8 protein-coding genes are annotated in these 8,704 nt (G+C 71.1%); 4 read left to right on the top strand and 4 right to left on the bottom strand.

Annotation, left to right across the window (positions count from 1 at the left end; genetic code table 11):
* Nucleotides 1-177 precede the first annotated feature (177 nt).
* Entirely contained in the window at nt 178-1,635 is a 1,458-nt protein-coding gene (locus AB0B91_RS47835) for an FAD-binding oxidoreductase (protein ID WP_358335861.1), read from the top strand.
* 42 nt (nt 1,636-1,677) lie between these two features.
* On the top strand, nt 1,678-2,307 hold the full coding sequence (locus tag AB0B91_RS47830; RefSeq protein WP_358335858.1) for a GNAT family protein: 630 nt from the start codon (nt 1,678-1,680) through the stop codon (nt 2,305-2,307).
* Here AB0B91_RS47830 and AB0B91_RS47825 read toward each other — a convergent pair.
* Nucleotides 2,304-3,263, bottom strand: a complete 960-nt coding sequence (locus AB0B91_RS47825; protein ID WP_358335855.1) for an AraC family transcriptional regulator — start codon at nt 3,261-3,263, stop codon at nt 2,304-2,306. The two genes, AB0B91_RS47830 and AB0B91_RS47825, sit on opposite strands and share 4 nt — an antisense overlap.
* Before the next feature lie 90 nt (nt 3,264-3,353).
* Here AB0B91_RS47825 and AB0B91_RS47820 point away from each other — a divergent pair, with 90 nt between their 5' ends.
* Both AB0B91_RS47820 and AB0B91_RS47815 read left to right on the top strand, forming a co-directional pair.
* Nucleotides 3,354-4,268: an NADP-dependent oxidoreductase gene (locus AB0B91_RS47820; protein WP_358335852.1), complete on the top strand. Its 915-nt coding sequence runs from the start codon at nt 3,354-3,356 to the stop codon at nt 4,266-4,268.
* Entirely contained in the window at nt 4,265-4,828 is a 564-nt protein-coding gene (locus AB0B91_RS47815) for an NAD(P)H-dependent oxidoreductase (RefSeq protein WP_358335849.1), read from the top strand. Before AB0B91_RS47820 ends, AB0B91_RS47815 begins: the two co-directional genes overlap by 4 nt.
* Before the next feature lie 14 nt (nt 4,829-4,842).
* On the opposite strand, the gene AB0B91_RS47810 is transcribed toward AB0B91_RS47815, so the two are convergent.
* The 3 genes from AB0B91_RS47810 to AB0B91_RS47800 are packed head-to-tail and all read right to left on the bottom strand — an operon-like array spanning nt 4,843 to nt 8,634.
* Complete coding sequence (locus AB0B91_RS47810) at nt 4,843-6,804, bottom strand: acetoacetate--CoA ligase (RefSeq protein WP_358335846.1); 1,962 nt, start codon at nt 6,802-6,804, stop codon at nt 4,843-4,845.
* 58 nt (nt 6,805-6,862) lie between these two features.
* On the bottom strand, nt 6,863-7,720 hold the full coding sequence (locus AB0B91_RS47805) for a serine hydrolase (RefSeq protein WP_358335843.1): 858 nt from the start codon (nt 7,718-7,720) through the stop codon (nt 6,863-6,865).
* Nucleotides 7,717-8,634 carry a LysR family transcriptional regulator gene (locus AB0B91_RS47800; protein WP_358335840.1) on the bottom strand — a complete coding sequence of 306 codons (918 nt, stop codon included), beginning with the start codon at nt 8,632-8,634 and terminating at the stop codon, nt 7,717-7,719. The genes AB0B91_RS47805 and AB0B91_RS47800 overlap by 4 nt, the downstream gene beginning before the upstream one ends.
* Nucleotides 8,635-8,704 lie beyond the last annotated feature (70 nt).

Genomic DNA, 8,704 nt, shown 5'->3' with positions numbered 1-8,704 from the left:
GGTCAGCACCTCGGGCGGCACAGACGGGCCGCCGCCGGGGATCTGGACCGTGTAGGTGTTCAGGTGAGCGCGCTCAGGCGGGCGGACCGCGCATCCGAAGTGATGCATTTGTTACCAACCGGACGGCCTCCGGGACCGTCTCACCGATCGGTTCACCACGATCACCGGGAGACGACCATGGACCGCCGCGACTTCCTCCGCGCCGCCACGCTGGCGCCCATGCTCGGGCTGGTCTCCGCGCCGCCCGCACTCGCCTCCTTCGCCCCGCCCGCGCTCGCCGCCGCCCCCGACTGGGCCGGACTCCGCCGCCGCCTCACCGGCACGCTGGTACGGCCGGCCGACGCGGGCTACGACGCGGCCAGGCGCCTGTTCAATCCCGCCTTCGACGGCATCAGGCCGGGCGGTGTCGCCTACTGCGCGAGCCCGGCCGACGTCTCCGCGTGCCTGTCCTTCGTCCGCTCGAACCGCCTCTCCGTCACCGCCCGCTCGGGCGGCCACTCCTACGCGGGCTGGTCCACCGGCACCGGCCTGGTGATCGACGTCTCACGGATGAAGTCCGTCGGCTACAAGGGCGGCCGGGCCACGGTCGGCGCCGGGGCCAAGCTGGTCGACGTCTACGACAAGCTGGGCCGCCACGGCGTGAGCATCCCCGCCGGTTCGTGCCCCACGGTCGGGGTGAGCGGTCTGGCGCTGGGTGGCGGGATCGGCGTGGTCTCCAGGAAGTACGGCCTGACCTGCGACACCCTCGAATCCATCCAGATCGTCACGGCCGACGGCCGCCTCCTGACCTGCGACGCCAACCAGCACCCGGACCTCTACTGGGCATGCCGGGGCGGTGGCGGCGGCAACTTCGGCGTGGCGGTGTCCTTCACCTTCCGCACCCACCAGACCCGCGGCATCACGGTCTTCTTCCTGCACTGGCCGTGGCGCAAGGCCGGCGCGGCGGTCAAGGCCTGGCAGTCCTGGGCGCCCACCGCGCCGGACGAGCTGTGGTCCACCCTGCACCTGTCGAACGACAACGGGCTTGACGTGCAGATCGGCGGCACCTACCTGGGCGGGAAGGCGGGGCTCGACCGCCTCCTGGCGCCGCTCGTGGCCGCGATCGGCACTCCCTCCTCCCGCTACGCCACCGCGACGTCCTACCAGCACGCCATGATGGTCATGGCGGGGTGCTCGTCGCTCTCGGTCGCGCAGTGCCATCTACCAGGTCAGACCGCCGCCGGCCGGCTCAGCAGGGACACCTTCGCGGCCAAGTCGCACCTGGCCTACCAGAAGCTGTCGGCGGACGGGATCAAGGCGCTGGTGGCCGGCGTGGCCCGGGCGGGCCGGCACACCGTGCAGCTGGACGCGCTGGGCGGCGCGGTCGCCCGGGTCCGCCCGGACGCCACCGCCTTCCCGCACCGGGCGGCGTTGTTCGGCGTCCAGTACTACTCCAAGGGCACCGGCCGGACCTGGCTCCGCGGCATCCACGCCGACATGCGGAAGCACCTGGGCGATCACGCGTACGTGAACTACATCGACCCGGACCTGACCGACTGGCGCTCCGCCTACTACGGCGCCAACGCGCCGCGCCTGGCCGCCGTGAAGGCCGCCTACGATCCCGGCCGGATCTTTCACCTGCCCCAGGGAGTCTAAATCGGTCGCCTGGCCGGTGCATGACCTGGGAAGATCGGCGATATGCGCAATTGGCCGCTCTTCGAGCTCTCCATCACCACCCCGCGTCTCGAACTCCGCATGCCGTCGCTCGCGGACCTCGACGAGCTCGGTGATCGGGCGGCCGAGGGCGTACACGAGCCGGGATACATGCCGTTCCTGTTCCCGTGGTCCGACGCCGAGCCGCAGGAGCGGGCCAGGGCCACCGTCCGCTATCACTTCCGCACCTGGGCGGAGTTCAGCCGGGAGAAGTGGACGCTGGAGTTCGCGGTGGTCTCCGACGGACAGGTGGTCGGCGTGCAGGCGCTGACGGCCGCCGACTTCCTGGTCACGCGGGAGGCCGGCTCGGGCTCGTGGCTCGGCAAACGCTTCCAGGGCAGGGGCATCGGCAGGGAGATGCGCGCGGCCGTGCTCCACCTGGCCTTCGAGGGCCTGGGCGCGGAGTACGCCACGACGGAGGCGTTCCATGACAACCACGCCTCGCTCGCGGTGACGCGCCGGCTCGGCTATCACGAGGACGGCATCACCCTGCACAACCGGAAGGGCGAGGTGGCCACGACCCGCCGCTTCCGCCTGCCGCGGGACGACTGGAAGCCCATGGACGGCATCGAGATCCACAACCTGGAGCCCTGCCTGCCGCTCTTCGGGCTCTAAGGCGCTTCGGCCACTTCGGCACGCAGGGGCTGCGGGCAGACCTGGCGGCGATATCTGCCGGGCGGAGTGCCGTACTCACGCTTGAAGGCGTTGGCGAAGGCGAACTCGGAGGTGTAGCCGACGCGCGAGGAGATCTCGCTCAGCGAGTCCTCCGACTCGCGTAGCAGGCGGGCCGCCCTGGCCAGGCGCCACCACGTGAGGTAGGTGAGCGGCGGCTGGCCGATCAATGTGGTGAAGCGGCGGGAGAAGGCCGCGCGGGAGAGCCCGGCTTTGCCGCCGAGCTCCTGGACCGTCCAGGGATGTGCGGGATCGCGGTGGATCGCGTTGAGCGCCGCGCCGATCGCGGGGTCGGCCAGGGCGACGGCCCAGCCGCCGGTCTGGCAGTGCTCGGGCTCGGTGTCGAGCCAGGCGCGCAGGATGTAGACCAGCAGCGTGTCGAGCAGCGAGGAGACGACGGTGTCGGCGCCGAGGCGCGGATTGCCGATCTCGCTGCCGAGCAGGTCGACGGCCGCGCGGAGCTCGGGGTGGTGGCCGAACCGGGCGGGCAGGTGGACCATGTCGGGCAGGTCGCGGAGCATCGGGTGGGCCCGGTCGGGGTCGAGCCGGTAGCCGCCGCAGAGCAGGACCGTGGCCGCGCCGGACCCCGCGCTGGACGCCGAGGCGAACAGTCCCGCCTCCAACTGGGGGTCGCAGTCAGGCTCGGTCACCGGGGTGGCCGGGCTGTCGGCCATCGCGTAGCCGTGGCCGTGCGGGAAGAAGAGCACGTCGCCGACGCTCAGCTGGACGGGGTCGCCGTCCGGCGGGAGGAGCCACGGGGAGCCCTGGAGGATCACCTGGAACCCCGCCGAGCCCGGCGCCGACGGGAACCGCTGCCCCCAGGGGGCATGCCACTCGATGAGCGCCGAGCGCGGCCGTCCGGTGCGTACGATCGCTATCACATCGCTGAGCACGTCCATGGTCCAAGTCTACCCTGCGAGACGCTCGCGTAGAAAATGCAGACACAGAAGCATTGGCCATCTCGCTGATGGCTCCTACGGTTGTTCCACATGAGCGCAGCAACAATGTCCGCCGCCCGGATCCACGAGTACGGCGACGCCTCCGTGATCCGCTACGACCGGATCCCCCGGCCGTCTCCGGGGCCCGGGGAGGTGCTGGTCCGGGTGGCCGCCACCTCGTTCAACCCGTCCGAGGTGGGACTGCGGGCCGGGTTCCTGCGCGACATACTCCCTGTCACCCTTCCGTACACGCTGGGTCTGGATCTGTCCGGCACGGTCGTCGAGGTGGGCGCGGGGGTGCGTGGGCCGGCCGTCGGAGACCGGGTCATCGGCCTCGTGGAGGGGGCGGCGGCCGAGTACACGGTGGCGGCGGCGAGCACGCTGGCCAGGGCGCCGGAGCGGCTGCCCCTGGCGGACGCCGCCGCCATCCCGGTCGCCGGGCTCACCGCCTGGCAGGCGGTGCACGAGCACGCCCGCATCGCGCCGGGGCAGCGGGTGCTGATCAACGGGGCGGGCGGCGGGGTGGGGCTGTTCGCCGTGCAGCTGGCCAAGCTGGCGGGCGCGACCGTGACAGCCACGGCCAGTCCGCGCAGCGCGGCGGCGGTGCGGCGCTATGGCGCCGACGAGGTCGTCGACTACACCACGACCCCGCTGCCCGGCGGGATGGACGTGGTGCTCAACCTGGCGGCCGTCGGCCCGGAGCAGGCGGCGACGCTGGCCACCTTGGGCGAGGCGATCGTCACCATCGCCACCCCGATCGAGTCACCCCGGGCCACCTACTTCGTGGCCAGGAACGACCCGGCGCACCTGGCCCGGCTGGTGGCGCTCATCGACAAGGGGGAGCTCGTGGTCGAGATCACGGAGTCCCACCCGCTGGCCGGCCTCGACGGCGTGCATCGCCGGGCCGAGGCCGGCCAGACACACGGAAAAATCACCATAAATCTGGATGAAGAGGTTAAATCATGATCAGGATTGGCATCATTGTCGGCAGCACCCGGCCGGGCCGCAACGCGGAGGCCGTCGCCGAGTGGGTGCGCGACCTGGCCGTCAAGCGTGGCGACGCCGAGTTCGAGCTGGTGGATCTGCGGGACTTCCCCCTGCCGCACCTGGACGAGGCGTTCCCCGCCGCCTATGGCCAGTACGAACACCCCCACACCCGCGCCTGGTCGGACCGCGTCGCCTCGTTCGACGGCTACGTGTTCGTGACCCCGGAGTACAACAGCTCCACCTCGGGCGTGCTGAAGAACGCGATCGACTTCCTCTTCGCCGAGTGGGCGGACAAGGCGGCCGGTTTCGTCAGCTACGGCGTCGACGGCGGCGCCCGCGCGGCCGAGCACCTGCGGCAGGTGCTCGGCCGGGTCAAGGTCGCCGACGTCTCGGCCCAGGTCGCGCTCTCGCTCCACACGGACTTCGAGGCCTTCACCGACTTCAAGCCGGCGGCGCACCGCGAGGAGGCGGTCACCACGATGCTGGACCAGGTCGTCTCCTGGGCTACCGCGCTGCGCCCGCTGAGGGCCGCAGCCTAAGGTGGCGGCGAGAGTCAGGGCTTGAAGTGGCGTAGCACCTCGGGGTTGGCCATGGCGTCGGGGTTGGCCGCCTCCTCGACCGGGGTGCCGAGGAGGATCTTGCGGACCGGTACCTCGAGCTTCTTGCCTGACAAGGTGCGCGGGATGCCGGGCACCGCGTGGATCTCGTTGGGCACGTGCCGGGGTGACAGTTCCTGCCGCAGGGCCGTACGCAGGGCATCGACCAGCGCGTCCGACAACGTGGCGCCCTCCGCCAGCGTGAGGTAGAGCAGCAGCCGCCCCTCCTGCCCGAGCTGGCCGGTGTCGATCACCAGGCTGTCGGCGATCTCCTCGAACCGCTCGACGACCCGGTAGAACTCGCTGGTGCCCATCCGGACGCCGCCCCGGTTCAGTGTCGAGTCGGAGCGGCCGTAGATCACGCAGCTCCCGTCCTCGTTCAGCTTGATCCAGTCGCCGTGCCGCCACACGCCCGGGTAGACGTCGAAGTAGCTCTCGCGGTAACGCTCACCGTCGGGGTCGTTCCAGAACATGACCGGCATCGACGGCATCGGCTGCGTGAGCACGAGCTCGCCCACCTCCCCCACGACCGGCTCGCCCAGGGGGTTGAACGACTCCACCCGCGCCCCCAGCGACCGGCAGGGGATGATGCCCGCCCTGATCGGATGCAGCATGGTCGCGCCGACGAACCCCGTGCACACGTCGGTGCCGCCGGAGAACGACCCGAGCGGGATCCCCGGCAACTGCTCGGCCACCCAGGTGAACCCCTCGGGCGGCAGCGGCGACCCGGTCGAGCCGATGCCGCGCAGCGCCTCCAGCCCCTCAGGGACGATCCCGGCCTTCAGCGAGGCCATGATGTACGGCGCGCCGACCCCGAAGTAGGTCACCCCTTCGGAGGCGGCGATCCGCCAGAGCACGGCGGGCGAGGGGTGGGTGGCCGAGCCGTCGTACAGCACCGGGGTGGCGCCCACCAGCAGGGCGCCGATGAGGTAGTTCCACATCATCCAGCCCGTGGTGGTGTACCAGAAGAACACATCCCCCTCACCGAGATCCTGGTGGAAGGAGAGTGACTTGAGGTGTTCGAGTATCACTCCCCCGTGCCCGTGCACGATGGGTTTGGGCAGCCCTGTCGTGCCGCTGGAATAGAGGATCCACAGCGGGTGGTCGAAGGGCACCCGCTCGAACTCCAGCGGCGCCTCCTCCGCGCGCAGCCCCTCCCAGCCGATCACCTCGCCGTGCGGCACGGAGTCGGTGTGCGCGGCGCCGGGCTCGGCCCACTGTGGCGGCTGCCCCTCCTCCACCGCTGAGAGATACGGGATCCAGACGGTCGCGCGGAGCGAGGGCAGCTCGGCGGCGATCTCGTTGACGGCCGCCGACCGGTCGTAGCTCTTGCCGTTGTAGTGGTAGCCGTCGACCGCGATCAGCACCTTGGGCTCGATCTGCTTGAACCGGTCGACGACGCTCGGCACGCCGAAGTCCGGGGAGCCGGCCGACCAGATCGCGCCGAGGGACGCGGTGGCCAGGAAGGCGATCAGGGCCTGCGGGATGTTCGGCAGGTAGCCCGCCACCCGGTCGCCGCGCCGGACGCCCAGGCGCACCAGGCCGGCCCGGACGCGGGCGACCTCGTCGCGCAGCTCGGCGTGGGTCAGCTCCTGGCGGGCGCCGTCCTCCGAGACGAAGACGGCCGCGATGCCGTCACGTTCGCGTAGCGCGTTCTCCGCGTAATTGACGGAACTTCCGGTGAACCATTCGGCGGCGGGCATCGTCCCAGTCATGACGGGCCCGTCACCACGTTCGCCGATGACCTGGAAATAGTCCCAGATCGACGTCCAGAACTCCGCTGGACTGTCGACCGACCAGCGCCACACCTCCTCGTACCCCGACCCGGCCCGGCCCAGCCACTCGAGGTAGCGGGTCAGCTTGGCGCGCGCGACGATGTCCTCGGTCGGTTCCCAGAGAAGCGTGCCTTCAGCAACCATGTGCCCCATCCTGTCGGCCGGTAGACGGAAAGTCATACCCAGGACGCCACATAACTTGCTACCTCCGTAGGTGGTCCACCGCCATACGCGCGGCCGTGCCGATCATCGCGTCGGCCCGTGGCTGGTTGAGCGCGGTGCTGACCGAACGGGTGAAGACCGCCACCGCGTACTGGCCGCCGTCGGGGTACTCCACCACGCCCGCCTCGTTGCGGAGCGTCGGGAGCGTCCCGGTCTTGCCACCGACCTCCACGTCGTCGTACGGGAAGCCGGAGGCCAGCCGGTGCGGCCAGACCTGGAGGTTCAGGACGCCGCGCATCCAGGCGCACGACTCGGCCGAGGCCGCCTCATCCCGCCAGATCATCCCGAACAGCGCGGCCATCTCGCGCGGCGTACTGCTGTTGGTCCGTGCCGGGTCGAGCACCCGCAGACGCTTGATGTCCTCCGGATCGAGGAACGGCCAGCCGTGACCGCTGTCCTCGGCCATGCTCTCGAAGATGTCCCGGCAGCTCTGCCGCACTCGCGTGCCGTGCAGCCCGAACCCGGCGAGCATCGTGTTGACCGCGTCGCACCCGACTCGGGCCAGAAGCGCGTCGGCCGCGGTGTTGTCACTCAGCGTGATCATCAGGTAGGCCAGGTCACGCAGCGAGATCGTGACGTCGTCCAGCATCGCGGACAGGCCCGTGGGGCCGGTCACCCGATCGGCGGCCCCCACGGTCACCCGGCTCGCCGGATCGACCAGCCCGGCGTCGGCCTGACGGCAGAACTCCACCATCAGCGGCACCTTGAAGATCGAGGCGATCGACACCGGCTCGTCGGAGCCGAGCCCGATCTCCCGGCCCGAGCGCAGGTCGGCCACGTGCAGCCACCCGGTCACGCCCGCCGAGCCGAACAGGGCCGCCAGGTCCGGCTCGTTCATGCCAGCATCCCCGGCCTGCGGCTGATGTGCCGCACGGGCGCCGCCGCCTCGTCCGTCATCCCGGCGCTCTCTTTCAGCGTTCGTACGGCCACCGCCGAGAAACCGGTGACCGCGTCCGTCTCGATCCGCCAGGCCGTGGAGACCCGGGAACTGATCGGCGAGCCTAGCAGCGGGCGCCAGGCGAGCCCAGGCAGGTCCACCCTGGCCCCGAACGCCACCGCCACCCCGGCCAGCACCAGGCCGAGCCCGGCGCCCTGGTGCACCTGGGCGGGCACGTAGCCGTGGTGGCGGCACTCCGCCAGCGTCGCGGCGTGCAGCCCCGGCTCCCCCTCCTTGGGCGGCAGCAGCAGCTCGCGGCCCGCCAGGTCGGCCAGGTGCAGTTCCCCGGACCGGGCCAGCGGGTCCCCCTCGGCCAGCAGCACGCCGTGCGGCTGCACCAGCACCTGCCCGAAGCTCAGTCCCGGCGCGCTGATCGGGTGGCGCACGATGCCGACGTCGATGGCGCCCTCGCTCAGCGCGGCCACCTGGTCGGCCGTCCAGATCTCCGCGGGTGCGAGCCGTACGTCCGGGTTGCTCGCGCGGAAGCCGGCCACCAGGGCGGCGATCACCGCGGCGGCCAGGTCGGGCGGGACGCCGAGCTTGAGCACCGTGCCCGCGCCGTGGCGGACGAGCTCGCGCAGCCGGTCGGCCCTGGCGACGATCTCGCGGGCCTCGCCGACCAGCAGGCGGCCCGCCTCGGTCAGCCGGACCTGACGGGCGGAGCGGTCGAAGAGCCGCACGCCGAGCTCCTCCTCCAGGCGCTTGATCCGCTGGCTGAGCGGCGGCTGGGCCATGCCGAGCCGGATCGCGGCATTGCCGAAGTGGAGTTCCTCCGCCACCACGGTGAAGTAACGCAGATGCCGGACAAGGTCCATGACCAGCAACTATATCCGACTTTATATCTTTACATCATCCATATCGGTATTGGACACCACACGGCGGGCT

The sequence above is a fragment of the Nonomuraea sp. NPDC049141 genome (genome assembly GCF_040648415.1).
Lineage (GTDB): Bacteria > Actinomycetota > Actinomycetes > Streptosporangiales > Streptosporangiaceae > Nonomuraea.
The sequence above is the reverse complement of the archived record's forward strand: the minus strand, read 5'-3'. Positions and strand labels throughout refer to the sequence as shown.

Coding starts and splice junctions, on each gene's coding strand:
- AB0B91_RS47835 (WP_358335861.1), top strand. CDS start 178: ATGGACCGCCGCGACTTCCTCCGCGCCGCCACGCTGGCGCCCATGCTC.
- AB0B91_RS47830 (WP_358335858.1), top strand. CDS start 1,678: ATGCGCAATTGGCCGCTCTTCGAGCTCTCCATCACCACCCCGCGTCTC.
- AB0B91_RS47825 (WP_358335855.1), bottom strand. CDS start 3,263: ATGGACGTGCTCAGCGATGTGATAGCGATCGTACGCACCGGACGGCCG.
- AB0B91_RS47820 (WP_358335852.1), top strand. CDS start 3,354: ATGAGCGCAGCAACAATGTCCGCCGCCCGGATCCACGAGTACGGCGAC.
- AB0B91_RS47815 (WP_358335849.1), top strand. CDS start 4,265: ATGATCAGGATTGGCATCATTGTCGGCAGCACCCGGCCGGGCCGCAAC.
- AB0B91_RS47810 (WP_358335846.1), bottom strand. CDS start 6,804: ATGGTTGCTGAAGGCACGCTTCTCTGGGAACCGACCGAGGACATCGTC.
- AB0B91_RS47805 (WP_358335843.1), bottom strand. CDS start 7,720: ATGAACGAGCCGGACCTGGCGGCCCTGTTCGGCTCGGCGGGCGTGACC.
- AB0B91_RS47800 (WP_358335840.1), bottom strand. CDS start 8,634: ATGGACCTTGTCCGGCATCTGCGTTACTTCACCGTGGTGGCGGAGGAA.